The organism is Pseudomonas sp. R4-84, assembly GCF_054130985.1.
This window is the reverse complement of record NZ_CP096390.1, coordinates 3448676-3471424: the sequence shown is the minus strand read 5'-3', so window position 1 is coordinate 3471424 and position 22749 is coordinate 3448676. Positions and strand designations below refer to the sequence as shown.

The 22749-nt window shown below is 62.7% G+C and carries 20 protein-coding genes; 7 read left to right on the top strand and 13 right to left on the bottom strand.

Annotated features, from left to right (window positions below; all coding sequences use genetic code 11):
* Positions 1 to 71 precede the first annotated feature (71 nt).
* From M1D68_RS15620 to M1D68_RS15590, 7 genes are all read left to right on the top strand, one after another.
* Entirely contained in the window at positions 72 to 893 is an 822-nt protein-coding gene (locus M1D68_RS15620) for an alpha/beta fold hydrolase (protein WP_434559607.1), read from the top strand.
* Positions 894 to 1022: 129 nt separating this feature from the next.
* Positions 1023 to 1970: a LysR family transcriptional regulator gene (locus tag M1D68_RS15615; RefSeq protein ID WP_434559605.1), complete on the top strand. Its 948-nt coding sequence runs from the start codon at positions 1023 to 1025 to the stop codon at positions 1968 to 1970.
* A complete protein-coding gene (locus tag M1D68_RS15610) occupies positions 1967 to 2380 on the top strand; it encodes a DoxX family protein (protein ID WP_434559603.1) in 414 nt (137 codons plus the stop codon). Before M1D68_RS15615 ends, M1D68_RS15610 begins: the two co-directional genes overlap by 4 nt.
* On the top strand, positions 2373 to 3011 hold the full coding sequence (locus M1D68_RS15605; protein WP_457967531.1) for an antibiotic biosynthesis monooxygenase: 639 nt from the start codon (positions 2373 to 2375) through the stop codon (positions 3009 to 3011). The genes M1D68_RS15610 and M1D68_RS15605 overlap by 8 nt, the downstream gene beginning before the upstream one ends.
* Before the next feature lie 118 nt (positions 3012 to 3129).
* Positions 3130 to 4968, top strand: a complete 1839-nt coding sequence (locus M1D68_RS15600) for an amidohydrolase (protein WP_457970747.1) — start codon at positions 3130 to 3132, stop codon at positions 4966 to 4968.
* A 143-nt stretch (positions 4969 to 5111) separates the two neighbouring features.
* On the top strand, positions 5112 to 5741 hold the full coding sequence (ycaC, locus tag M1D68_RS15595) for an isochorismate family cysteine hydrolase YcaC (protein WP_014337664.1): 630 nt from the start codon (positions 5112 to 5114) through the stop codon (positions 5739 to 5741).
* Between the two features lie 239 nt (positions 5742 to 5980).
* Positions 5981 to 6859, top strand: coding sequence for a LysR family transcriptional regulator (locus tag M1D68_RS15590; RefSeq protein ID WP_420765858.1), 879 nt, complete (start codon positions 5981 to 5983; stop codon positions 6857 to 6859).
* 51 nt (positions 6860 to 6910) lie between these two features.
* On the opposite strand, the gene M1D68_RS15585 is transcribed toward M1D68_RS15590, so the two are convergent.
* From M1D68_RS15585 to nuoC, 13 genes are all read right to left on the bottom strand, one after another.
* Positions 6911 to 7387 (bottom strand): hemerythrin domain-containing protein, encoded by a 477-nt coding sequence (locus tag M1D68_RS15585; RefSeq protein ID WP_457967528.1) that lies wholly within the window; start codon positions 7385 to 7387, stop codon positions 6911 to 6913.
* Between the two features lie 202 nt (positions 7388 to 7589).
* Positions 7590 to 8699 (bottom strand): NAD(P)/FAD-dependent oxidoreductase, encoded by a 1110-nt coding sequence (locus M1D68_RS15580; protein WP_457967526.1) that lies wholly within the window; start codon positions 8697 to 8699, stop codon positions 7590 to 7592.
* A 242-nt stretch (positions 8700 to 8941) separates the two neighbouring features.
* Positions 8942 to 10405 carry an NADH-quinone oxidoreductase subunit NuoN gene (gene nuoN, locus M1D68_RS15575; protein ID WP_186609337.1) on the bottom strand — a complete coding sequence of 488 codons (1464 nt, stop codon included), beginning with the start codon at positions 10403 to 10405 and terminating at the stop codon, positions 8942 to 8944.
* Between the two features lie 7 nt (positions 10406 to 10412).
* Positions 10413 to 11945: an NADH-quinone oxidoreductase subunit M gene (gene nuoM / locus M1D68_RS15570; protein ID WP_434559597.1), complete on the bottom strand. Its 1533-nt coding sequence runs from the start codon at positions 11943 to 11945 to the stop codon at positions 10413 to 10415.
* Positions 11946 to 11984: 39 nt separating this feature from the next.
* Positions 11985 to 13838 carry an NADH-quinone oxidoreductase subunit L gene (nuoL, locus tag M1D68_RS15565; protein WP_420765863.1) on the bottom strand — a complete coding sequence of 618 codons (1854 nt, stop codon included), beginning with the start codon at positions 13836 to 13838 and terminating at the stop codon, positions 11985 to 11987.
* A complete protein-coding gene (gene nuoK, locus M1D68_RS15560; RefSeq protein WP_003180046.1) occupies positions 13835 to 14143 on the bottom strand; it encodes an NADH-quinone oxidoreductase subunit NuoK in 309 nt (102 codons plus the stop codon). Before nuoK ends, nuoL begins: the two co-directional genes overlap by 4 nt.
* A 4-nt stretch (positions 14144 to 14147) precedes the next feature.
* On the bottom strand, positions 14148 to 14648 hold the full coding sequence (gene nuoJ / locus M1D68_RS15555) for an NADH-quinone oxidoreductase subunit J (RefSeq protein ID WP_186609331.1): 501 nt from the start codon (positions 14646 to 14648) through the stop codon (positions 14148 to 14150).
* A gap of 9 nt (positions 14649 to 14657) precedes the next feature.
* Positions 14658 to 15206, bottom strand: a complete 549-nt coding sequence (gene nuoI / locus M1D68_RS15550) for an NADH-quinone oxidoreductase subunit NuoI (protein WP_215005602.1) — start codon at positions 15204 to 15206, stop codon at positions 14658 to 14660.
* An 11-nt stretch (positions 15207 to 15217) separates the two neighbouring features.
* Entirely contained in the window at positions 15218 to 16225 is a 1008-nt protein-coding gene (gene nuoH / locus M1D68_RS15545; RefSeq protein WP_039592869.1) for an NADH-quinone oxidoreductase subunit NuoH, read from the bottom strand.
* Positions 16222 to 18936, bottom strand: coding sequence for an NADH-quinone oxidoreductase subunit NuoG (gene nuoG, locus M1D68_RS15540; protein ID WP_457967520.1), 2715 nt, complete (start codon positions 18934 to 18936; stop codon positions 16222 to 16224). Before nuoG ends, nuoH begins: the two co-directional genes overlap by 4 nt.
* A 142-nt stretch (positions 18937 to 19078) precedes the next feature.
* The gene (gene nuoF / locus M1D68_RS15535) at positions 19079 to 20437 is read right to left on the bottom strand and encodes an NADH-quinone oxidoreductase subunit NuoF (protein ID WP_457967518.1); all 1359 of its coding nucleotides are present in this window, start codon (positions 20435 to 20437) and stop codon (positions 19079 to 19081) included.
* Entirely contained in the window at positions 20434 to 20931 is a 498-nt protein-coding gene (nuoE, locus tag M1D68_RS15530; protein ID WP_092196990.1) for an NADH-quinone oxidoreductase subunit NuoE, read from the bottom strand. Before nuoE ends, nuoF begins: the two co-directional genes overlap by 4 nt.
* A 2-nt stretch (positions 20932 to 20933) precedes the next feature.
* The gene (gene nuoC, locus M1D68_RS15525) at positions 20934 to 22715 is read right to left on the bottom strand and encodes an NADH-quinone oxidoreductase subunit C/D (protein ID WP_434559593.1); all 1782 of its coding nucleotides are present in this window, start codon (positions 22713 to 22715) and stop codon (positions 20934 to 20936) included.
* Positions 22716 to 22749: the final 34 nt, after the last annotated feature.

The following is a 22749-nucleotide window of genomic DNA, read 5'->3' as shown; positions in this document are numbered from 1 at the left end:
ACGTTTAACTCACGCACATACACCCCCTGACCGGACCATGGAGCAATCCACCCACCTCAAGGAGTCATGTCATGAGCACATTCATCACCCGCGACGGCACAGAGATCTACTACAAGGATTGGGGTACTGGTCAACCGGTGGTCTTCAGCCACGGCTGGCCGTTGAACTCCGACAGTTGGGAGGCGCAGATGATGTTCCTGGCGTCCAATGGCTACCGGGTGATTGCCCACGACCGTCGCGGTCATGGGCGTTCCAGCCAGCCGTGGGACGGCAATGACATGGACACTTACGCCGACGACCTGGCGGAGCTGATCGAACGCCTGGACCTGAAGAACGCCGTGTTGCTCGGCTTCTCCACCGGCGGTGGCGAAGTGGCCCGCTACATCGGCCGTCACGGCGCCGCCCGCGTCGCCAAGCTCGGCCTGATCTCGGCTGTCACGCCGCTGATGCTCAGGACCGCGGCCAACCCCGGTGGCTTGCCTGTCGAAGTCTTCGACGGTTTCCGCCAGGCCTCCCTGGCCGACCGTTCTCAGCTATACAAGGATGTAGCCAGCGCGTTTTTCGGCGCCAACCGTCCGGGCGCCAAGGTCTCCCAAGGCATGATCGACTGGTTCTGGATGCAAGGCATGCTCGCCGGCCACAAGAACACCTACGACTGCATCAAGGCGTTCTCGGAGACCGATCTTTCCGACGACCTGCGCAACATCGACGTGCCGACCCTGGTGGTCCATGGCGATGACGACCAAGTCGTGCCGATCGAAACCGCCGGCATCGCGGCCGCCAAATTGCTCAAGAACTCGCAGCTGCTGGTTTACCCAGGCGCGCCCCATGGCCTGACCGATACCCATAAGGACCGCTTGAACGCGGACCTGTTGGCGTTCATCCAGGGCTGACGCAAGCAAGCTAAGACCTGTGGGAGCGAGCCTGCTCGCGAAGGCGGTGGCTCAGCTTGCATCGATATTTGCCGTGCCGGCCTCTTCGCGAGCAGGCTCGCTCCCACAGTTAAAACAGGAACAACACCCATGAACCGCAATGATCTACGCCGTCTCGACATGAACCTGCTGGTGATCTTCGAGGCGCTGATGTTCGAGAAGAACCTGACCCGCGTTGCCGAAAAACTGTTCATGGGCCAGCCGGCGGTGAGCGCGGCGCTTGGGCGGCTGCGGGATCTGTTCGATGACCCGCTGCTGATCCGTCATGGCCGGGGCATGGAACCGACGCCTCGGGCCCTGGCGATCCTGCAGGAATTGCAGCCGGCCATGGACACGATTTCCGGTGCGGTCAGCCGGGCCAAGGCGTTCGACCCGTCCACCAGTTGCGATGTGTTTCGCATCGGTCTGTCCGACGATGCCGAATTCGGCCTGTTTCCACCCTTGCTGAGCCAACTGCGCGAGGAAGCACCGGGCATCATCGTGGTGGTGCGCCGGGCCAATTTCCTGCTGATGTCGTCGCTGCTGGCCAGCGGTGAGATCAGCGTCGGCGTCAGCTACACCACCGATCTCCCTGCTAACGCCAAGCGCAAGAAACTGCGGGACATTCCTTGCAAGGTCTTGCGTGGCGACAAGCGCCCGGGTCCGTTGACCCTGGACGAATATTGCTCGCGGCCCCATGCGATGGTTTCGTTCTCCGGCGACCTGAGCGGCAACATCGACCTGGACCTGGCCCGCATCGGCCGGGCGCGCAAGGTCGTGCTGGCGGTGCCGCAATTCAGCGGGCTGCGCGCCTTGCTGGCCGGCACCGAGCTGATCGCCACCGTGCCGGACTATGCCGCCTGCGCACTGGTGGAAGGGTGCGCGTTACGCGCCGAAGATCCGCCGTTCGAAATCAATGCCGCCGAGTTGTCGATGGTCTGGAGCGGCGTGCATGACAACGACCCCGCCGAGCGCTGGCTGCGCTCGCGCATTGCGGCCCACATGTCCCAACCGCTGCCGGCCGCCGCTTCGACGGACCCGGCCGGAGCCCACCGATGAATACCACTGACGAAAGCCGCTTGCAGGACGTTGGCCTGCTGTTGCTGCGCCTGAGCGGCGCGCTGTTCCTGTTATGGGTGCATGGCTTGCCGAAATTGCTGAATTACAGCGCCGAGCTGACCCGCATCGAAGACCCGTTCCACCTCGGCGCGGCGACCACGCTGGTCTTGGCGATTTTTGCCGAGGTGCTGTGTCCCTTGCTGATCATGGCCGGCGTGCTGGTGCGGTTGGCGTGCCTGCCCATCCTGTTCCTGCTGGCCGTGGCGCTGCTGGTCGTGCATCCGCAGTGGAGCCTGGAAGAAGGCCAGTTCGGCTGGTTGCTGTTGATCATATTTACCAGCGTGTTCATTGCCGGCCCTGGACGTTTGGCGATGAACGCGCGCTTTGCTGGAGTGCTGCGTCATGCCTGAGTCCCAAACCCTCGGATCCACCGCGAGCCCGGCGGTACCCGGTTTCGATGAAATCGTCACCCTGGTGGTCAAGCACCGGATCAAAGCCGGGCAGAACGATGCCTATGAGGCCTGGTTGCGGCGCATCGTCACCGTGGCCGGCCAGTGGCCGGGCCATTTGGGCGTCGACGTTGTGCGGGGCAAGCAGGACGGACTGTCGTTGTTTACCTGCGTGCTGCGTTTTCGCTCCACCGAGGCCATGCAACGCTGGCTGGATTCCTCCGAGCGTCGTGAATTGGTGGCCGAGGCAGCGCCACTCTTGGCCGACGGCGACAAGATCGAGGTCGGTTCCCATAAGGAATTCTGGTTCGCCCCGCTGGCCGATGCCGCCACGCCGCCACCGCGCTGGAAGCAATCGGTGGTGACGCTGCTGGTCATCCTGCCGCACACCTTGCTGGTGCCGTTGCTCTGGGGCCCGCTGCTGCAGCTCAACGCATTTCTGTCCAACTACGTGGTCGCCACGCTCCTTATCACCGTGACCATCGTGCTCTCGGTGGTGTACGTGTGCATGCCGTTGGCGACCCGGTTGTTCGCGCCCTGGTTGGAATCCTCCAAAACCCACGAACACCTGGAGCCCGGCCATGGCCAATAACGACGACCCAACCGATCCACTGCGCCGCCAGTTGCTTGCCGCCGGATCCTTGCTCAGCGCCGCCGCCGCTTTCTGGCCGCGCCTGTCCCTTGCTTCTTCCCATTCACAAGGAAACCCGATGAACGCCGATCTGATTCTGTTCAATGGCCAATTCCACACCGTCGACCGTGAGAAGCCTCGCGCCAGCGCGGTTGCCATCAGCCAGGGCCGCTTCGTCGCCGTGGGCACCGACGCCGAGGCCATGGCCCTGCGTGGCAGCGGCACCCAGGTCATCGACCTCAAGGGCCGCACCGTCATCCCCGGCCTCAACGATTCGCACCTGCACCTGATCCGTGGTGGCTTGAACTACAACCTGGAGCTGCGCTGGGAAGGTGTGCCCTCGTTGGCCGATGCCTTGCGCATGCTCAAGGACCAGGCTGATCGCACGCCGACCCCGCAATGGGTCCGAGTGGTGGGCGGCTGGAACGAATTCCAGTTCGCCGAAAAACGCATGCCGACCCTGGAAGAACTCAACCAGGCCGCTCCCGATACGCCCGTGTTCGTGTTGCACCTCTACGATCGTGCCTTGCTCAACCGCGCCGCGCTGCGCGTGGCCGGCTACACCCGTGACACGCCGAACCCACCGGGTGGCGAAATCGTGCGTGACAGCAGGGGGGAACCCACCGGTATGCTGGTGGCGCGCCCCAACGCGATGATCCTTTATTCGACGCTGGCGAAAGGGCCAAAACTGCCGCTGGAGTACCAAGTCAACTCCACGCGCCAGTTCATGCGCGAGCTCAATCGCCTGGGCCTGACCAGCGCCATCGACGCCGGCGGCGGCTACCAGAACTACCCGGACGACTACGAAGTCATCGAGCAGTTGGCCCGCGAGCAACAGTTGACGGTGCGCATCGCCTACAACCTGTTCACCCAGAAGCCCAAGGAAGAACTCACCGACTTCAAGAACTGGACCGGCAGCGTCAAGCTGCACCAGGGCGATGACTTTTTGCGGCACAACGGCGCCGGCGAAATGCTGGTGTTCTCTGCGGCAGACTTCGAAGACTTCCTCGAACCGCGCCCGGACCTGCCGCCGGGCATGGAACAGGACCTGGAGCCAGTGGTGCGTCACCTGGTGGAACAGCGCTGGCCATTCCGCCTGCACGCGACCTACGACGAATCCATCAGCCGCATGCTCGACGTGTTCGAGAAGGTCAACCGCGACATTCCGTTCAACGGCCTGCCGTGGTTCTTCGACCACGCCGAGACCATCACGCCGAAAAACATCGAACGCGTGCGGGCGCTGGGCGGCGGTATCGCAATCCAGGACCGCATGGCTTTCCAGGGTGAATATTTTGTCGATCGCTACGGCGCCAAAGCCGCCGAAGCCACACCGCCGATCAAGCGGATGCTCGCCGAAGGCGTGCCGGTGGGCGCTGGCACCGACGCCACTCGCGTCTCCAGCTACAACCCGTGGACCTCGTTGTACTGGATGGTCAGCGGCCGCACCGTCGGCGGCCTGTCATTGCATGAAGAAGGGCTGCCGCGCCTGACCGCGCTGGAGCTGTTTACCCACGGCAGTGCCTGGTTCTCGTCGGAGCAGGGCAAGAAAGGCCAGATCAAGGTCGGCCAACTGGCGGACCTGGCGGCCCTGAGCGCGGATTTCTTCAGCGTCGAGGAAGAAGCCATCAAGTGGATCGAATCGGTGCTGACGGTGGTGGACGGCAAGGTGGTCTACGCGGCTGGCGATTTCGAGAAACTTGGCCCAGCGAGCGTCCCGGTGTTGCCGGACTGGTCGCCGGTGGTCAAGGTCCCGGGCCACTGGCGCCCGACATCGCCCTTGCAGGCGCAAGTCCACCAGTGCAGCGGTCCTTGCACGGTGCATTCCCATAGCCACGAGCGGGCGCGCCTGTCGAACGTCCCGGTCAGCGACTTCCAGGGTTTCTGGGGCGCGTTTGGCTGTTCGTGCTTTGCCTTCTAAGTAACAACACTTTTCTCCTGTGGGAGCGAGCTTGCTCGCGATGGCGTCGCAACATTCACCATCGCCGCCGCCTGACACTCCGCCATCGCGAGCAAGCTCGCTCCCACAAGGTTTCGCAACATCCATCCCAAAGGAGTCACCCCATGAGCAACGTTCCCGCCTACAACCGTCTGAACAAAGACGACGCGGTCGTCCTGCTGGTCGATCACCAGACCGGTCTGATTTCCCTGGTCCAGGACTTCTCGCCCAACGAGTTCAAGAACAACGTGTTGGCCTTGGCCGACCTGGCGAAGTTCTTTGAACTGCCGACCATCCTGACCACCAGCTTCGAACAAGGCCCCAACGGTCCGATCGTGCCGGAGCTCAAGGAAATGTTCCCGGACGCGCCGTACATCCCGCGTCCAGGCCAGATCAACGCCTGGGACAACGAAGACTTCGTCAAGGCGATCAAGGCCACTGGCCGCAAGCAATTGATCATCGCTGGCGTGGTGACCGATGTCTGCGTGGCATTCCCGACCTTGTCGGCCTTGGCGGAAGGTTTCGACGTGTTCGTCGTCACCGACGCTTCGGGTACCTTCAACGAAACCGTGCAACAAGCCGCCTGGGTACGCATGACCGCTGCCGGTGCGCAGATGATGAACTGGTTCTCGGTGGCCTGTGAGCTGCACCGTGACTGGCGCAACGACATCGAAGGCCTGGGCAACCTGTTGTCCCAGCGCATTCCTAACTACCGCAACCTGATGAACAGCTACTCGGCGCTGACGGCCAAGTAAGCAGTCCATGCTTGACGACGCCCGCTCTGTGCGGGCGTTTTTGTGCCCGGCATCAGAGCCTTGCAGCTGACCCACCGCCATCGCGAGCAAGCTCGCTCCCACAGGTTTTGTGACGACTCGAACATTGTGGGAGCGAGCTTGCTCGCGATGGCGGCGGCACATTCAACAGCTAGGCAATCAGACTCACCAAGACCACAATGCCCAACTCATCCCCCTGACTGTCCACCCACGGAATGACAATGAACCCCTTCGAAGAGATGCGCATCTTTGCCCAGGTCATGGAGTCGGGCAGTTTCACCGCCGCAGCGGACAAGCTCGGGCTGTCCAAGCAATTCGTCAGCCGCAAGCTCATGGAGCTGGAGCAACGCCTGGGGGTGCGCCTGCTCAATCGCTCGACCCGTCGGCTGGATGTCACGCCGCTCGGCCAGCGCTACTACGAAGCGGCGTTGCGCCTGCTCAGCGAAGTCGAGCAAGTGGAGCAGGGTATCAGCGGCCAGACCAGCGAGCCGCGTGGGACCATCCGGCTCAGCGCGCCGTTGTCATTCGCCGTGGCGCACCTGGGTAGCCTGCTGCCGCTGTTCTTGCAACGCTACCGGGATGTCAGCGTCGAGGTGGACCTGAGCGACCGCTCGGTTGACCTTTTGGGGGAAGGCTATGACCTGGCACTGAGAATCGGCGTGCTGGAGGATTCAACGCTGATCGCCCGGCGCATCGCGAGCATCGAACGCGTGTACTGCGCCAGCCCGGCTTATCTGTCAGACAAAGGCACACCCATACGACCCGAAGACCTGCGCAATCACGACTGTTTGCCTTATGGACACAGCCGTCAGGTGCAGTGGCGTTTCGAGGGGCATGGCAAACCGCTGGTCCTGGAAGTGGTGGGACGGATGCGGGCCAATAACGGCGACCTGCTCAGGGACGCGGCAATTGCCGGGATGGGGATCACGTATCTGCCAACCTTCATCGTCGGCGATGCGCTAAAGGATGGTCGCCTGGTCAAGGTGCTGGAGGGGTTCGAAACCGAGCCGTTGACGCTGTCGGCGGTCTATCCACAACACCGCCAGGCTTCGCGACCGGTGCAGGCGTTGGTGGAATTCTTGCGCGAGCAGATGATATGAAGGCCGCGACGCCTCAACCCGATCGGTGGTTGAAGCGTTCGCGGCCATGGATCAAGCGGCGAGGTTGGCGCTGCTCATTTCTTTCTTGTACTGCGCTTTCATGGTTTCCATCTGCTCGCCCAAGGCGTCCAGCTTGGCCTTGCCCAGCACCTTCTTGGCTTGAGGGAACATTTCTTTCTCTTCTTCCTCGATGTGGTGCTCCAGCAGCTCTTTCACCACTTTGACGCGGCCCGCGAATTCAGGCTGGGAAGGGTCGGTGGCTTTCAGGTCGGGCAGCACCAGCGAATCGACGGTGCGGTGCTCTTCCTTGGCTTCGTAATACATCTCGGCTTCTTCCTTGCCGCCTTCCTGCTTGAAGGCCGGGTACAGGATTTCTTCTTCCAGGCGGGTGTGGATGGTGACTTCCATTTCCAGCTTCGCCAGTAGCTCGGTGCGTTTCTTGACCGCGCGATCAGTGGACTCACTCAGTTGAGTGAGAATGGCTTTGACGCGTTCATGGTCGGCTTTCAACAGGTCGATGGCGTTCATGTGCTGCTCCTCGGTCATTCACGGATGCGGGCCGGCTTCGAGCGCCGACGCCACGTAACATGACAGGTGCATCCGTCGTGCCAGCCGAGCCGCTTTATTAACTACTTAAAAATCAGTGGCTTATGTTTTTTGCCAGTTTCGCTATCGTGCAGGCTGCAAGAGTCACCATCAAAACGCGTTGCACTTTGCGCTGCCAAGGCCGTCAGCGGTAGTCGATCGATTGCCTGACCCGTTCCGCCAGTGCCAGGCAGGACGTCAGCCCCGGGGATTCGATACCGAACAGGTTGATCAGCCCCGGCACCTTGTGCTCGGTTTCAGCGCTGATAAGAAAGTCCCGGGCCGGTTCCCCCGGGGCGGAGATTTTCGGGCGAATGCCGCTGTAGGCGGGTTGCAGGCTCCGGTCGGGCAAGCCCGGCCAGTAGTTTCGAATGGCCTGGTAGAACGCTTCGGCCCGGGCCGGATCCACTCGGTAGTCTTCTGCTTCGACCCATTCGGTGTCAGGACCGAAACGCGCCTGGCCCGCCAGATCGAGCGTCATATGAATGCCCAGGCCAGCGGCTTCTGGCGCCGGATAGACCAAATGGCGGAATGGTGCCCGCCCGGCCAGTTGGAAGTAGTTGCCCTTGCACAGGTAACCATCGGGAATCCACTGCCGGGCCAGACCCTCGATCCGGCGGGCGAGGGCAGGGGTCTGGAGGCCGGCGGCGTTGATCAGGCGGCGGCACGACAACGTCATCTGCGCGGTGCCGCCCAATGTCAGGCTGAAGCCCTCGTCGACAACACGAGCCTCTAGCAAGGGCGTGCGAAACACCACGTTGGCGCCCGCCGCCTCGGCATCCCCCTGCAATGCCAACATCAAGGCGTGGGCGTCGACGATACCGGTAGAGGGCGAGTACAGCGCGCCAACACAGGCCAGCTCCGGCTCCAGCGCCTGTGCCTGCTTTTTATCGAGCAGGCGCAGGTCGTCCACGCCGTTGAGCAGGCCGCGCGCCAGAAGCTTTTCAAGCTCGGTCAGTTGTGCCTGATCCTTCGCCACGATCAGTTTGCCGAGCCGGCGAGTCTGGACGCCGTGGCTGGCGCAGTAGTCATACAGTCGTCGCCGGCCTTCGACACACAGCTGCGCCTTGAGGCTGCCGGGCGGGTAATACAGCCCAGCATGGATCACTTCCGAATTGCGCGAACTGATACCCGCGCCGATGGCATCGCCTGCTTCGATCACCAGCACTTCATGCCCGGCCTGCGCCATCTCCCGCGCCACGGCCAGGCCGACGACGCCTGCGCCGACGACCATGCAATCAATATCCACATTCAACGCTGGATCTCCTTCAAAGGCACAATAGCGCTTGAGCATAGTCCCTTCTGCAGGAGGGCATCTGTGACAGAGAACTTGCTCCCGCTGGGCTGCGCCGGTAGAAGCTGTGTAGGAGCCAGCTCCTACAGAATCGAGCGGGAGCAAGCTCCCCGCCACGGTTCTCCCAAATTCAAACTTGCATCCCAAAAAAAATGCCCGCATCTCACGATACGGGCATTTTGTCATCGATGACGCTTCAGCTATCAGCCGGTCAGACCAGCCTGCTGAACCAGGGTCAGCAACGGCTGCGGGTATACACCCAGGAAGAACGCCAATACGGCGATGGCCAGCAGCATGACGCCGCCTGCCTTTTGTTCCCAGTGCAACTCGGCATCGTGGCGACGCAGGTTCGGTTCCATCAGGTACAGCGTGACCATGACGCGCAGGTAGTAGAACACGCCGATGGCACTGCCCAGCACCAGGGAGCCGACCAGCCACCATTGGTGAGCCTCGACGCCGGTGGCAATGATGTAGAATTTGCCGATGAAGCCGGCGGTCAGCGGGATGCCGGCCAGGGACAGCATCATCACGGTCAGCACGGCGGTCAGGTACGGACGGCGCCAGAACAGGCCACGGTATTCGTACAGGGCATCGGCGTCGCGGCCGTTGTACGGCGAGGACATCAGGGTGATCACGCCGAAAGCGCCGAGGCTGGTGATCACGTAGGTGACCAGGTACACGCCAATGGCTTCCACGGCCAGGCCCTTGCTGGCGATCAGAGCGATCAGCAGGTAGCCGAAGTGGGCGATGGACGAGTAACCCAGCAGACGCTTGAGGTTGCTCTGGGTCAGCGCCAGCAGGTTACCGAACAGGATCGACGCGATGGCGATGATGGTCAGCACGTTACTCAACACGCCGCTGCTGGCCACTGGCGAGATCTGGAACAGACGCACCATGACCGCGAACACCGCCACCTTCGATGCGGTGGCGAGGAACGCCGCCACGGGCGCCGGGGCGCCTTCGTAGACGTCCGGGGTCCAGAGGTGGAACGGAACCAGCGACAGCTTGAACGCCAGGCCGATCAGCATCATGCCCAGGCCCAGTTGAGCGATCGGGCTAGGCAGGCCGGTGGCCGCCAGGGCCTGGCCGATACCGACGAAGCTCAGGGTGCCGGCTTCAGCGTAAAGCAGGGCCATGCCGAACAACAGGAACGCGGAACCGGCGGCCGACAACACCATGTACTTGATGCCGGCTTCCAGGGAGCGCTTGTTGAAGAAGGCGTAGGCCACCAGGCCATAGACCGGCACCGACAGCAGTTCCAGGCCGATGAACAGGCTCGCCAGGTGCTGTGCGCTGACCAGGACCAGGCCACCGGCGGCGGCCATCAGGATCAGCAGGTACAGTTCTTCGCGGTTGCCCGGGTAACCCGAACCCCCATCACCCAGATAGGCGTGGGCGAGGGTGACGCAGGCGAGGGTGGCGACCAGGATCAGCGCCATATACAGGCAGGCGAAGCTGTCGATCTGTATCAGTGGCGTGACCGCCAGGGGCGCGACTTTCAGGGCCGGCAGGATCGACAGCAGGGCCAGGTTCAGCCCCGCCACCGACAGCAGGAAGGTTTGTGCGTGATTGCGGCGCCAGGCGATCGCCAGCATCACCACGATGATCGTGGCGCTGGTGATCAACAGCGGCGCAAGCGCGATAAAGTGTTGAATCGTGAATTCCATAGCGCTCTTACCGGGCCGAAGCGAGTTGAGAGAAGGCGGTGCCGAGCCACTGCTGCACGCCATGCATCGTGGCGGCGGAAGTGTCGAGGAATGGCTGCGGATAGACGCCGAGGTAAACCAGCAGCACCGCAAGGCCAAGCACCATGATCAGTTCGCGACCGTCCATGCCGCGCAGCACTTCATCGGACTTGGCCGGACCGAAGTAGGCGCGGTGGATCATGATCAGCGAGTAGACCGAACCGAACACCAGGCCGGACGTGGCAATCGCGGTGATCCATGGCGCGCTGACGAACGAGCCGATCAGGATCAGGAACTCGCCGACGAAGTTGCCGGTGCCTGGCAGGCCCAGGGAAGCGGCTGCGAAGAACAGGCTGATGGCCGGCAGGTAGGCGATGCGCGACCAGATGCCGCCCATTTCACGCATGTCCCGGGTATGCAGGCGCTCGTACAACTGGCCGCTGAGGATAAACAGCGCCGCAGCCGACAGGCCGTGGGCCAGCATCTGGATCACCGCGCCTTGCAGGGCCAACTGGCTACCGGAGTAGATCCCGATCAGCACGAAGCCCATGTGCGAAACGCTGGAGAACGCGATCAGGCGCTTGATGTCGGTCTGAGCGAAGGCCAGGAACGCACCGTAGAAAATACCGATCAGGCCAAGGGTCATGGCGATCGGCGCAAACTCGGCCGAGGCGTTCGGGAACAGCGGCAAGGCAAAGCGCAGCAGGCCGTAGGCCGCTGTCTTCAACAAGATACCGGCCAGGTCCACGGAACCGGCCGTCGGCGCCTGGGCGTGGGCGTCGGGCAGCCAGGAGTGGAATGGCACCACCGGCAGCTTCACCGCGAAGGCGATGAAGAAGCCCAGCATCAGCACGTACTCGGTGGTACGCGACAGCTCTACTTTCAACAGGTCGGCGTAGTTGAAGGTAATCACGCCGGTGTTGTTGAAGTTCACCAGGACCAGGCCAAGGATCGCCACCAACATGATCAGGCCGGAAGCCTGGGTGAAGATGAAGAACTTGGTCGCTGCGTAGATCCGCGTCTTCTTGCCGTCCGAAGAACTGTGACCCCAGAGCGCGATGAGGAAGTACATCGGCACCAGCATCATTTCCCAGAAGAAAAAGAACATGAACAGGTCCAGCGCCAGGAACACGCCGACGACACCGCCCAGGATCCACATCAGGTTCAGGTGGAAGAAACCGACGTGACGCTGGATCTCTTTCCAGGAGCAGAGCACCGAGAGAATACCCAGCAAGCCGGTCAGCAGGATCATCAGCAGCGACAGGCCGTCGAGGGCCAGGTGCACGCTGATGCCGAAGCGCTCGATCCAGGCGTGCTTGAATTCAAGTGCCCAGGTCGGATCGGCGCCAGGGGCCGGTGCGAATGAATAGTCGCCGGTCGCCCACAGCCAGAGGCCGAGCGCGAGTTCCAGGGACATGGTCAGCAGCGCAATCCAGCGCGGGAGGGTAGAGCTGGAACGCTCCGCCATCCAGCACAGCAGGCCGCCGATGAAGGGGATCAGGATTAGCCAGGGCAGAATCATGACGGGCTCGTTTCCTTTCGCAAGTTCGCAAGGTTCATATCAGACCGCTACCAGCACGATGGCGCCGATAACCAGCACGGCGCCAGCCGCCATGGAAGCCGCATACCAACGCAGTTGACCGGTCTCGGTACGGCTCAGGGCAGTGTGGCCACCCTTTGCCATGCGCGGGATCAGGCCAATGGTCTGGTCGAGCGGGTCTTTGCGCAGAATGTGGCTGATCGCAAGGTATGGCTTGACGAACAGTTTGTCGTAGATCCAATCGAAGCCCCAGGCGGCGAACCACCAGGCCGAGAGGAAACGCCCGATGCCGCTGTTGGCGATGGCCGTGACGAAGCGACGCTTGCCGAGGAACAGCAGGGCAGCCAGCAGGATACCCGCCAGGGCGATGGCGCCCGAGGCAATCTCAAGGCTGTGCTTGGCTTCGCCGCCGGCATGGCCGACGCTTTGCGGCAGCACATCGGCCAGCGGTGGGGTGATCATGGCGCCGACGAAGGTCGACAGCACGATCAGCACCGACAGCGGCAGCCAGTGGGCAATGCCGTGGCCGGCGTGGGCTTCGGTCTTGGCTTCACCGTGGAATGCGATGAAGATCAGGCGGAAGGTGTACAGCGAGGTCATGAACGCACCCACCAGGCCGGCATAAAGCAGACCCTGGTTACCGCTGGCGAACGCTTCCCAGAGGATCTCGTCCTTGGAGTAGAAGCCGGCGGTGACCAATGGCAGGGCCGCCAGGGCCGCGCCACCCACGATGAAGCTGGCATAGGCCAACGGCAGTTTCTTCCACAGGCCGCCCATCTTGAAGATGTTCTGCTCGTGGTGGCAGGCAACGATCACCGCACCGGAGGCAAGGAACAGCAGGGCCTTGAAGAAGGCGTGGGTCATCAGGTGGAAGATCGCGCCTTCCCAGGCACCGACGCCCAGGGCCAGGAACATGTAGCCGATCTGGCTCATGGTCGAGTAGGCGAGGATGCGCTTGATGTCGGTCTGTACCAGCGCGGCAAAACCGGCCAGCACCAGGGTCACGCCGCCAACCAGGCCGACCAGGTGCAGGATGTCCGGCGCCAGGGCGAACAGGCCGTGGGTACGGGCGATCAGGTAGACACCGGCGGTCACCATGGTCGCGGCGTGGATCAGTGCCGAAACCGGCGTCGGGCCCGCCATCGCGTCCGCCAACCAGGTCTGCAGCGGCAGTTGCGCCGATTTGCCGACAGCGCCGCCCAGCAGCATCAGGGTCGCCAGGACGATCCAGAAGTCGCCGGCCTTGAAGTGCTCGGGCGCCTTGACCAGCAATTCCTGGATATTCAGCGTGCCCAGCTGCTGGAACAGGATGAACAGGCCGATGGCCATGAACACGTCGCCGATGCGGGTCACGATGAAGGCCTTGAGCGCGGCGTTACCGTTGTTGCGGTTGCTGTAGTAGAAACCGATCAACAGGTACGAGCACAGGCCCACGCCTTCCCAGCCGAAGTACAGGAACAACAGGTTATCGCCGAGCACCAGGAACAGCATGCTGGCGATGAACAGGTTGGTGTAGGCGAAGAAGCGCGAGTAACCGGCTTCACCGCGCATGTACCACGAGGCGAACAGGTGGATCAGGAAACCCACGCCGACCACCACGCCGAGCATGGTCACCGACAGGCCGTCCAGGTAAAGGGCGAAGTTCGGCGTGAAGCCTTCCACCGCCATCCACTGCCACAGCACCTGCACGTACGCGCCACCTTCCGGCGGGGCGACGTTGAATTGCCAGATCACATACGCGGTAACGATGGCAGACAGGCCGATGGAGCCCACGCCAACCAGCGCCGAAAGGTTTTCCGACCAGCGTCCACGGGAGAACGACAGCAGCAGGAAACCGATGAGGGGAAATATGAAAGTCAGGAAAAGAAGGTTCATCCGCGCATCTCGCTGGCAGCGTCAATATCGAGAGTGTGGAAGCGGCGATACAGCTGCAACAGGATCGCCAGGCCAATACTGGCCTCGGCGGCTGCCAGGCTGATCACCAGGATGAACATGATCTGTCCATCCGGTTGCGCCCAGCGAGCGCCCGCAACGATGAAGGCCAGGGCGGAGGCATTCATCATCACCTCCAGGCTCATCAGCACGAACAGAATGTTGCGGCGGACCATCAGGCCGACCAGACCGAGACAGAACAGGATGCCGGCAACCGCCAGACCATGCTCGAGAGGGATAGCAGGCATGTGATTACTCCTTCGCCTCATTACGGCCCAAATGGAACGCCGTGACGACTGCGGCAAGCAGCAGCATCGAGGCGAGTTCGACCACCAGCAGATACGGGCCGAACAGGCTGATGCCCACGGCCTTGGCGTCTACGGTGGTGTGGCCGATGGCCTGGCCGCTCTGGTGGGCGAACAGCACATACAGCAGTTCTCCCAGCAGCAGGGCGGCGAGAATCACCGGCCCCGCCCAGATGCCAGGCTTGAGCCAGGCGCGTTCCTGTTGGATCGCCGCTGGGCCGAGGTTGAGCATCATTACCACGAACACGAACAGCACCATGATGGCGCCGGCGTAAGCGATCACTTCCAAGGCACCGGCGAACGGCGCGCCGAGGGCGAAGAAGGTCATGGCCACGGCGATCAGCGAAATGATCAGGTAGAGCAGGGCGTGCACGGGGTTGGTGTTGGTGACCACACGAAGCGTGGACACCACCGCGATACCCGATGCGAAATAGAAAGCGAATTCCATCTTTCTTCCTTAAGGCAGCAAGCTCTTCACGTTGATCGGTTCGGCTTCGTTCTGCGCGGCGCCTTTCGGCTTACCGGCAATGGCCATACCTGCAACACGATAGAAGTTGTAATCAGGGTTTTTACCGGGACCGGAAATCAGCAGGTCTTCTTTCTCGTACACCAGGTCCTGACGCTTGAAGTCAGCCATTTCGAAATCCGGCGTGAGCTGGATCGCGGTGGTCGGGCACGCTTCCTCGCACAAGCCGCAGAAGATGCAGCGCGAGAAGTTGATGCGGAAGAAGTCCGGGTACCAGCGACCGTCTTCGGTCTCGGCTTTCTGCAGCGAGATGCAGCCTACCGGGCACGCCACGGCGCACAGGTTGCAGGCCACGCAGCGCTCTTCGCCGTCAGGGTCGCGGGTCAGGACGATGCGCCCGCGATAACGCGGCGCCAGGTAGACCTGTTCTTCCGGGTATTGCAGGGTGTCGCGCTTGCGAAAGCCATGGCCGAAGATCATGACCAGGCTTCGCAGTTGGGTACCGGTACCCTTAACGATGTCGCCAATATATTTGAACATGGGTCAAATCCTCACTGAACCGCGGCCGCGGGCGCGTTCATCAAAACGATCGCAGCGGTCACCAGCATGTTGATCAGGGTCAGCGGCAGGCAGAATTTCCAGCTGAAATCCATCACCTGGTCGTAGCGTGGGCGCGGGATCGAGGCGCGCAACAGAACGAACAGCATGATGAAAAACGCGGTCTTCAGGGCGAACCAGACGAAGGACAGTTGCGGCAGGATGCCGAACGGACCGTGCCAGCCACCGAAGAACAGCGTCACCAGCAGTGCCGAGATCAGGATGATGCCGATGTACTCGCCAACGAAGAACATGCCCCATTTCATGCCGGCATATTCAATGTGGTAACCGTCGGCCAGTTCCTGTTCCGCTTCCGGCTGGTCGAAGGGGTGACGGTGAGTCACGGCCACGCCAGCGATGAAGAACGTACAGAAGCCGAAGAACTGCGGAATGATGAACCACAGGTTCTGGGCCTGGTACTCGACGATGTCGCGCATGTTGAACGAGCCGGCCTGAATCACGATGCCCATCAGCGACAGGCCCATGAACACTTCATAGGACACGGTCTGGGCCGAGGCCCGCAGGCTGCCGAGCAGGGCGAACTTGTTGTTACTCGACCAACCGGCGAACAACACCGCGTACACCGACAGGCCGGCCATGGCGAAGAAGAACAGCAGGCCGATGTTCAGGTCCGCCACGCCCCAGGTCGGGGTGATCGGGATGACCGCGAAGGCGATCAGCAAGGCGCTCATGGCCACGACCGGTGCCAGGGTGAAGATCACCTTGTCGGCGAACGGTGGCGTCCAGTCTTCCTTGAAGAACATCTTCACCATGTCGGCGGCGATCTGGAACATGCCGAACGGGCCGACGCGGTTCGGACCGTAGCGGTCCTGCCACCAGCCCAGCAGGCGACGTTCGACGAAGCTCAGCAACGCGCCGCAGACCACCACGGCCAGCAAGACCACGATGGCCTTGAGGACCGTCAGGATCACGGCGATCACTTCAGGGGTGAACCAGCTCATTGCGCTGCCTCCTGCAGACCGTCGACGGTTTTGCCGAAAATCGCCGGTGGAATACCCGCCAGGCCAGCCGGCAGGGCCACCAGGCCGGCGCCCAGTTCTTCATTGATGCGCAGCGGCAGACGCAAGGTCTGGCCAGCCACGTTCAGGCTCAGCAGGGCACCGTCGTTGACGCCCAGGCGATCGGCTTCGGACTTGGCCAGCGACACGTAGGCGGCCGGGATGCGCTCCTGCACAGGCTCGGCCTTGGAAGAGTTCTCTTCGCTACCGAACAGGTGATGGAACGGCACGACCTGCCAGGTGCCCGGTGCCGGGTTGAAGGCACGTGGGACGCTGGCGAACCAGCCCAGGCCATCGCCCTGGCTTTCGATCAGGCGAGTGCCCGGATCACCGGCGCGCAGGTGGCCGCCGACTTCGTCCTGGAACTTGTTCCAGGCCTGCGGCGAGTTCCAGCCCGGCGACCAGGCGAACGGCACTTGCGAGCGCGGTTCGGCGGAGCCCGAGTAACCTTCCATGGAGAAGGCGAACGCGGTGTCCTTGTCCTGCGGAGTACGCGGTTCGTGGACACTGATATTGGCGCGCATCGCGGTGCGACCGGAGTAGCGCAGCGGTTCGCGAGCCAGTTTCAAACCCTTGATGCGGAACGCGGCGGACGGCGCGGCGTCGACCACACCGGCCAGTTGCGCAGTGCTCGAGGCAACGGCGGCCGTGACGTGGTCCAGTTGCGTCCAGTCGATCGGCTGGTTCAGCAGGGTGGCGCGCAGGGCGTGCAGCCAGCGCCAGCCTTCGTGGACCAGAATGCTGGCGTCCAGGTATTGCGGGTCGAAAACCTGGAAGAAGCGCTGGGCGCGGCCTTCCTGGCTGACCAGCGTACCGTCGCCTTCGGCGAAGCTTGCCGCCGGCAGCACCAGGTCGGCGCGGTCGGTGGTGGCTGTTTTCTGATGGTCGGCGACGATCACGACCTTGGCGGCGCTCAGGGCGGCATCGACCTTGGCATTGTCGGTGCGGGTGAACAGGTCGTTCTCCAGCACGACGATGGCGTCGGCGTTGCCGTCGATCACCGCTTGCAGCGCCGCGTCGACCGATTCGCCACCAAGCATGGCCAGGCCGAGGCTGTTGGCCTCAGGTACAACCAGGCTGATGGAGCCATTTTTCTCGCGCAGCTTCAGTGCCTTGGCGATGTTGGCCGCGGCTTGGATCAGCGCCTTGGAACCCAGGGAGGTGCCGGCGATGATCAGCGGACGCTTGGCGGCCAGCAGGGCGTCGGCGATGCGCTGGGCGAGGGCGGCTGCTTCACTGTCCAGGCCGTCGACGGCCGGGGCGCTGGCATCCAGGGCGTGGGCCACGGCAAAACCGATGCGCGCCAGATCGTCCGGAGCGGCGTGGACGCATTCTTCGGCCACGTCGTCGAGCTTGGTTTCAGCGAGGCTGGCGATGAACAGCGGGTTCAGCGCGTGCTGGCCGATGTTCTTCACGGCGGCGTCGAGCCATGGCTGGACGCGCATGGCGTCGGCCATGTCCTCGGCCTTGCCCTTGACCGACTGGCGCAGGGCGAGGGCCATGCGGGCGGCGGTCTGGGTCAGGTCTTCGCCGAGGACGAACACTGCGTCGTGGTCTTCGATGTCGCGCATCGTCGGCACGGGCAGTGGGCTGTCCTTGAGCACTTGCAGCACCAGGCGGATGCGTTCCAGCTCGCCGGCCTCGATGCCACTGTAGAAGTGCTCGGCGCCGACCAGCTCACGCAGGGCGTAGTTGCTTTCCAGGCTGGCGCGAGGCGAACCGATGCCGACGATGTTGCGTCCGCGCAGCAGCTCGGCGGCCTTGTCCAGGGCTTCGTCCAGGCTCAGCTTGGCGCCGTTTGCGAGCAGCGGCTGGCGCGGGCGATCCTTGCGGTTGACGTAGCCATAGCCGAAACGGCCACGGTCGCACAGGAAGTACTGGTTCACCGAACCGTTGTAGCGGTTTTCGATACGGCGCAGTTCGCCGTAACGCTCGCCCGGGCTGATGTTGCAACCGCTGGAGCAGCCGTGGCAGATGCTTGGCGCGAACTGCATGTCCCACTTGCGGTTGTAGCGCTCGGAGTGGGTCTTGTCGGTGAACACACCGGTCGGGCAGACCTCGGTGAGGTTGCCGGAGAATTCGCTTTCGAGGGTGCCGTCTTCAACGCGACCGAAGTAGACGTTGTCGTGGGCGCCGAACACGCCCAGGTCGGTGCCGCCGGCGTAGTCCTTGTAGAAACGCACGCAACGGTAGCAGGCGATGCAGCGGTTCATCTCGTGGGAAATGAACGGGCCGAGATCCTGGTTCTGGTGGGTACGCTTGGTGAAGCGATAACGGCGCTCGTTGTGGCCGGTCATCACGGTCATGTCTTGCAGGTGGCAATGGCCGCCTTCCTCACAGACCGGGCAGTCGTGAGGGTGGTTGGTCATCAACCATTCGACGACGCTGGCGCGAAACACTTTCGCTTCTTCGTCGTCGATGGAGATCCAGCTGCCGTCGGTGGCGGGGGTCATGCAGGACATGACGATCCGACCACGCTTGTCGTTCTCGTCGGTGTACTGCTTGACCGCGCACTGGCGACAGGCGCCAACGCTGCCAAGGGCGGGGTGCCAGCAGAAATAAGGAATGTCGAGGCCCAGCGACAGACATGCCTGTAACAGGTTGTCTGCGCCATCGACTTCGAGCTCTTTGCCGTCTACGTGGATAGTGGCCATGGTTCAAAGTTCTTCGTTGGCCCGGTGTCAGCGGGCGTGGCTAATGGAATCTTGTCGTTCGTCCGAATCCAAACAGCCTCGGTAAAGAGGCGTCATCGAACGAAAGGCGAAGGGCACGGACCCTTCGCCTTTTTAAGCGTCGTTACGCGCCGACCATGGTCGGCGAGACCACCTGATTGAGATCGTCCGCGCGGGTTGGCACGATGCCGGCCTCGAATTCAGGGCGGAAGTATTTGATGGCGCTGCCCAACGGCTCCACGGCACCCGGTGCGTGAGCACAGAAGGTCTTGCCTGGGCCGAGGAAACCCACCAGGCCCAGCAGGGTCTCGATGTCGCCGGGTTGGCCTTGGCCTTTCTCGATGGCCATCAAGAGCTTGACGCTCCAGGGCAGGCCGTCGCGGCAAGGGGTGCAGAAACCGCAGGATTCGCGCGAGAAAAACTGCTCCATGTTGCGCAGAAGCGAAACCATGTTGACGCTGTCGTCCACCGCCATCGCCAGGCCGGTACCCATCCGGGTGCCCACCTTGGCGATGCCACCGGCATACATTTGTGCGTCCAGGTGTTCCGGCAACAGGAAACCGGTGCCGGCGCCGCCGGGCTGCCAGCACTTGAGCTTGTAGCCGTCGCGCATGCCGCCGGCGTAATCCTCGAACAGCTCGCGCGCGGTGACGCCGAACGGCAGTTCCCACAGGCCAGGGTTCTTGACCTTGCCGGAGAAGCCCATGAGCTTGGTGCCCATGTCTTCACTGCCGTCACGGGCCAGGGATTTGTACCAGTCGACGCCGTCGGCGATGATCGCCGGCACGTTGCACAGGGTCTCGACGTTGTTCACGCAGGTCGGCTTGCCCCACACGCCGACGGCGGCGGGGAAGGGCGGCTTGGAGCGTGGGTTGGCGCGGCGGCCTTCCAGGGAGTTGATCAGCGCGGTTTCTTCACCGCAGATGTAACGCCCGGCGCCGGTGTGGACGAACAGCTCGAAATCGAAGCCTGAGCCCAGGATGTTCTTGCCCAGCAGGCCAGCGGCCTTGGCTTCTTCCACGGCACGGTTCAGGTGCTTGGCGGCGGTGGTGTATTCGCCACGCAGGAAGATGTAGCCACGGTAGGTCTTCAGCGCGCGGGCACTGATCAGCATGCCTTCGATCAGCAGATGGGGCAGTTGCTCCATCAGCATGCGGTCTTTCCAGGTGTTGGGTTCCATCTCGTCCGCGTTGCACAGCAGGTAGCGGATGTTGATGGACTCGTCCTTTGGCATCAGGCCCCATTTCACGCCGGTGGGGAAGCCCGCGCCGCCACGGCCCTTGAGGCCGGCGTCCTTCACGGTCTGGACGATGTCATCGGCGGCCATGTCGGCGAATGCCTTGCGCGCGGCGGCATAGCCGTTCTTCGCCTGGTATTCGTCCAGCCATACCGCTTCGCCGTCGTCACGCAGACGCCACGTCAGGGGATGGGTTTCGGCCGAACGCTGGATGCGGTTGGCGGGCCCGAAGGAAGTCAGGGTCATACGTAGCCCTCCAGCAGTTTGGCGACGCCGTCCGGCTTGACGTCACCAAAGGTGTCGTCATCGATCATCAGCGCCGGCGCCTTGTCGCAGTTGCCCAGGCAGCACACGGGCAGCAGGGTGAAGCGGCCGTCGGCGGTGGTCTGGCCCAGGCCGATGCCCAGCTTGCTCTGGAGCTCGCCGACCACCGATTCGTGGCCGCCGATGTAGCAGACCATGCTGTCGCAGACGCGAATGATGTGGCGGCCTACGGGCTGGCGGAAAATCTGGCTGTAGAAGGTAGCGACGCCTTCGACGTCGCTGGCCGGGATGCCGAGGATCTCGCCGATGGCGTAGAGTGCGCCGTCAGGCACCCAGCCACGTTCCTTCTGGACGATCTTCAAGGCTTCGATCGACGCCGCGCGCGGGTCTTCGTAGTGATGCAGCTCGTGCTCGATGGCCGAGCGCTCGGTTTCGCTCAGGGCGAAACGGTCAGTCTGGATAAGCGTGCTGTTCATGCTTAGCGGTCCACGTCGGCCATAACGAAATCGATACTACCCAGGTACGCGATCAAGTCCGCGACCATGCTGCCTTTGATCACCGAAGGGATCTGCTGCAGGTGCGGGTAGCTTGGGGTGCGAATCCGGGTGCGGTAGCTCATGGTGCCGCCGTCGCTCGTCAGGTAATAACTGTTGATGCCCTTGGTCGCTTCGATCATCTGGAAGGATTCGTTGGCCGGCATGACCGGGCCCCACGAAACTTGCAGGAAGTGGGTGATCAGGGTCTCGATGTGTTGCAGCGTGCGTTCTTTCGGTGGCGGCGTGGTCAGCGGGTGGTCCGCCTTGTACGGGCCTTCCGGCATGTTGCGCATGCACTGCTCGATGATCTTGACGCTCTGGCGCATTTCCTCGACGCGAACCATGCAGCGGTCATAGGCGTCACCGTGAGTCGCCAGCGGGACTTCGAACTCGAAGTTCTCGTAGCCGGAATACGGGCGCGCCTTGCGCAGGTCGAAGTCCAGGCCGGTGGCGCGCAGGTTCGGGCCGGTAACGCCCCATTCCAGCGCTTCCTTGGTGTTGTAGGCGGCCACGCCTTCGGTTCGGCCGCGCAGGATGCTGTTCTTCAGGGCGGCCTTGGTGTATTCGTCCAGGCGCTTGGGCATCCACTCGACGAAATCCTTGACCAGCTTTTCCCAGCCGCGCGGCAAGTCGTGGGCCACGCCGCCGATGCGGTACCAGGCCGGGTGCAGGCGGAAACCGGTGACGGCTTCGATCACGGTGTAGGCTTTCTGGCGGTCGGTGAACGTGAAGAACACCGGCGTCATCGCGCCCACGTCCTGGATGTAGGTGCCCAAGAACAGCAGGTGGCTGGTGATACGGAAGAACTCGGCCATCATGATGCGAATCACGTTGACACGGTCCGGCACCGTGATGCCCGCCAGTTTTTCCACCGACAGGACGTACGGCAGGTTGTTCATTACCCCGCCAAGGTAGTCGATGCGATCGGTGTAGGGGATGTAGCTGTGCCAGGACTGGCGCTCACCCATCTTCTCGGCGCCACGGTGGTGGTAGCCGATGTCCGGAACGCAATCGACGATCTCTTCGCCGTCCAGCTGCAGGATGATGCGGAACGCACCGTGGGCCGAGGGGTGGTTCGGGCCCAGGTTGAGGAACATGTAGTCCTCGTTGGCACCGGAACGCTTCATCCCCCAGTCTTCAGGCTTGAAGCGCGCGGACTCTTCTTCGAGTTGCTGCTTGGCCAGGGTCAGGCTGTACGGGTCGAACTCCGTGGCACGGGCCGGGAAGTCCTTGCGCAGCGGGTGACCTTCCCAGGTCGGCGGCATCATGATGCGCGTCAGGTGCGGGTGGCCGGGGAAATCGATGCCGAACATGTCCCAGACTTCACGCTCGTACCAGTTGGCGTTCGGCCAGATGCCGGTCACGGTCGGCACGCTGAGGTCGCTTTCGGACAAGGCGACCTTGATCATTACGTCACTATTACGCTCCACCGACAACAGGTGGTAGAACACGGTGAAGTCGGCACCAGGCAAGCCCTGGCGCTTGGTGCGCAGACGCTCGTCCACACCATGCAGGTCATAGAGCATGACGTACGGCTTGGGCAGGTTGCGCAGGAAGGTCAGGACTTCGATCAGCTTGGCGCGGGCAACCCAAAGCACCGGCATGCCGGTGCGGGTCGACTGGAGCGTGAACGCCTCTGCGCCAAAACGGTTGTTCAGTTCGACGACCACATCCTGGTCGTCTGCCTTGTAAGGCGGGATGTACAGAGCACTGCCTGTAGTCATGGTTATTTATCGCTTTCGGTCAACGTAAAGAATG

Coding starts and splice junctions, on each gene's coding strand:
- nuoC (WP_434559593.1), bottom strand. CDS start 22,715: ATGACTACAGGCAGTGCTCTGTACATCCCGCCTTACAAGGCAGACGAC.
- M1D68_RS15610 (WP_434559603.1), top strand. CDS start 1,967: ATGAATACCACTGACGAAAGCCGCTTGCAGGACGTTGGCCTGCTGTTG.
- M1D68_RS15605 (WP_457967531.1), top strand. CDS start 2,373: ATGCCTGAGTCCCAAACCCTCGGATCCACCGCGAGCCCGGCGGTACCC.
- M1D68_RS15615 (WP_434559605.1), top strand. CDS start 1,023: ATGAACCGCAATGATCTACGCCGTCTCGACATGAACCTGCTGGTGATC.
- nuoI (WP_215005602.1), bottom strand. CDS start 15,206: ATGTTCAAATATATTGGCGACATCGTTAAGGGTACCGGTACCCAACTG.
- M1D68_RS15590 (WP_420765858.1), top strand. CDS start 5,981: ATGAACCCCTTCGAAGAGATGCGCATCTTTGCCCAGGTCATGGAGTCG.
- M1D68_RS15585 (WP_457967528.1), bottom strand. CDS start 7,387: ATGAACGCCATCGACCTGTTGAAAGCCGACCATGAACGCGTCAAAGCC.
- nuoG (WP_457967520.1), bottom strand. CDS start 18,936: ATGGCCACTATCCACGTAGACGGCAAAGAGCTCGAAGTCGATGGCGCA.
- nuoF (WP_457967518.1), bottom strand. CDS start 20,437: ATGACCCTGACTTCCTTCGGGCCCGCCAACCGCATCCAGCGTTCGGCC.
- ycaC (WP_014337664.1), top strand. CDS start 5,112: ATGAGCAACGTTCCCGCCTACAACCGTCTGAACAAAGACGACGCGGTC.
- nuoL (WP_420765863.1), bottom strand. CDS start 13,838: ATGAACCTTCTTTTCCTGACTTTCATATTTCCCCTCATCGGTTTCCTG.
- nuoJ (WP_186609331.1), bottom strand. CDS start 14,648: ATGGAATTCGCTTTCTATTTCGCATCGGGTATCGCGGTGGTGTCCACG.
- nuoE (WP_092196990.1), bottom strand. CDS start 20,931: ATGAACAGCACGCTTATCCAGACTGACCGTTTCGCCCTGAGCGAAACC.
- M1D68_RS15620 (WP_434559607.1), top strand. CDS start 72: ATGAGCACATTCATCACCCGCGACGGCACAGAGATCTACTACAAGGAT.
- nuoH (WP_039592869.1), bottom strand. CDS start 16,225: ATGAGCTGGTTCACCCCTGAAGTGATCGCCGTGATCCTGACGGTCCTC.
- nuoK (WP_003180046.1), bottom strand. CDS start 14,143: ATGCCTGCTATCCCTCTCGAGCATGGTCTGGCGGTTGCCGGCATCCTG.
- M1D68_RS15600 (WP_457970747.1), top strand. CDS start 3,130: ATGAACGCCGATCTGATTCTGTTCAATGGCCAATTCCACACCGTCGAC.
- nuoM (WP_434559597.1), bottom strand. CDS start 11,945: ATGATTCTGCCCTGGCTAATCCTGATCCCCTTCATCGGCGGCCTGCTG.
- nuoN (WP_186609337.1), bottom strand. CDS start 10,405: ATGGAATTCACGATTCAACACTTTATCGCGCTTGCGCCGCTGTTGATC.